Consider the following 2078-nt stretch of genomic DNA (forward strand, 5'->3'; position numbering starts at 1 on the left):
GCTCTTCGGACCGCTCCCACAGGCGGCGGCCGGTCTCCGGGTCGAGGGCCGGGGGCCGCCCCCCCGCCCCCCCCCCCCGGCCCCCCCCCGGCCCCCCGCCCCCGCCGGGCCGGGCCCCCCCCCGCGGGGCGCGCGAGGGCGCGGCTGCACCCCGTCCCCCGTCCCCCCCGTCCTGGCCTGCCACCGCCCAGTGGTCGGCCACTGCCCCAACCCGCCGCAGCGAAGGCATCGCGCGCGGGCATGCGCGCGCGAGGGGACGGCGTACGGCGTACTCCGCACCGAGCCGTACGGCGCGGCAGCGGGAGCCTCGGTGGCGGGCCGCGGTGGCGCGCCTCGCGCGGGGCCGATGGACGGGCCCGGTCCCGGTCCCGTGGGGTGGGGCACTCTTTCGGGTGAGAGAGGTCCGGCCCCATATCCAATGCAAAGCCACTTCTAGCCCGATTCTGGGGTGATATTCCCCGATCCTGGGCGCAATGCCAGCCGTTCGGCGGTAGGAAGATGACTGCGCGCCACTCCCGAACCTGGCCACGCGCCGCCCCGATCGGGCGGGCCGACGGCCGGGTCGACCACCACGGCCACCCGCCGCGCGCGGCTCGGGGAGCCGAACGGAGCCCGCCGCTCCGGCCGCCCGACCACCGCCGCGGCCACGGCGTCGGCCTCGTCCGGACCGGCACGCAGCAGCGACACCCAGCGACTCACCAGCCGCGGCGCGATGCGGCGGCCCGTACGGCGCGCGGGGCGTGGCGGATGGGGCTCGGTGCGCGGTGCGGCGCAGTGCGTGGTGGACACACCGCCAGCCGCGTACGGGCCACGGCGCGTACGGACCGGGCGCGTACGGACCCTGCACGCCAGGGCCAGGCACGTACGAACCCGGCGCATACGGGCCGCGGCGCCCGTACCGCGGGCAACGGCGAGGCGGCGAGGCGGTGCCAGCCGAAACCGGGCTTGCACCAAGCAACACCGAGCAACACCGAGCAACATCCCGCGACACCGAGCAACCCACGGAGGTGACCCGATAACCAACCGATCGCGGAGCAGTCACCAACGGTCCCGAGCCACCCGCCACGGCCCGTCCCGGGCCACAAACGATCACACCCACCCCCACACCCGCCACCCCCACACCCGCCACATCCACACCCACCCGCCCCCGCACCCACCGAGCCCGTGCCACCCACCCCGCATCCGACCGGCAGAACCACGAGATCCCGCAATGAACCGGCAGAGACCGCACAAAAGAGGCACAACCATCGAGAGTGCAGAGAGCGCAGAGAGCGGGCAGCAGCGGCGCCGCGCCGCAGCCGGCCAGTCAGCACAGAGCCAGCCAGAACGCAGGGAGTTCACGGGTGAGTCAGCCGGAGATGCGACCCGAAGGACTTCCGTGCGGCGAAGGTGGGGCGCACGGGATGGGCGGGGCGGGCAGGGCCGATGCGCCGGGTGGGACGGACGGGGCAGATAGCGGCCCCGGCACTCCCGGCACTCCCGGCGGGCCCAGCGGACCCGGCGCACCAGCAGGCCCCGGCGGCCCCGGCGGCCCGGGCGGCCCCGACGGACCCGGTGGCCCCGGCGGCCCGGGTGGACCCGGTGGACCCGACAGCCCCGGCGGCCCCGAGGACGGGGCGGGCGCCGAGCACGGCGCGCAGTCGCCCGGGCAGGAGCCAGCCGCATCCCCGTACGCGCGCGGGCGCGTTGGCCGGTGGGGCAGACGGGGCGCCGGCGGCGGGCGCGGGGCGGTGCGGCGGACCGCGGAGCGGCCCCCCGACCTGTCGGCCCGGCCGATTCCGCGCGGCGACTGGGGCGACCCGCCGGAGCGGCTCGACGAGTTGTACCGGTGGGCCGAGGAGGGGGCGCTGCGGGTGGCCGACTGGTACCTGGCCGACCGGGCCTGGAAGCGGCGCGGGGCGCGCGCCCGGCGCGCCCGCGGCGCCCCCGCCCCCCCCCCCCGCCCGGGGGGGGGGGGGGGGGGGGGCCGGGCCGGGGGGGGGGGCGGCACGGGCTGCGAGGGGCCCGGCGCCGGGGGTGGAACGGGCGGTGGAACGGCTGGGTGGGCTTACGCGAATGCGTTACGCGTCGGGTTCCGG

1 protein-coding gene is annotated in these 2078 nt (G+C 78.5%); it reads left to right on the forward strand.

Going from position 1 to position 2078, the window contains the following annotated elements; translation table 11 throughout:
- Window positions 1-1403 precede the first annotated feature (1403 nt).
- A partial coding sequence (locus AAHZ94_RS36565; RefSeq protein WP_502964859.1) for an SLATT domain-containing protein occupies window positions 1404-2078 on the forward strand: 675 nt, incomplete at its 3' end.

The organism is Streptomyces sp. HSW2009, assembly GCF_040240285.1.
Lineage (GTDB): Bacteria > Actinomycetota > Actinomycetes > Streptomycetales > Streptomycetaceae > Streptomyces.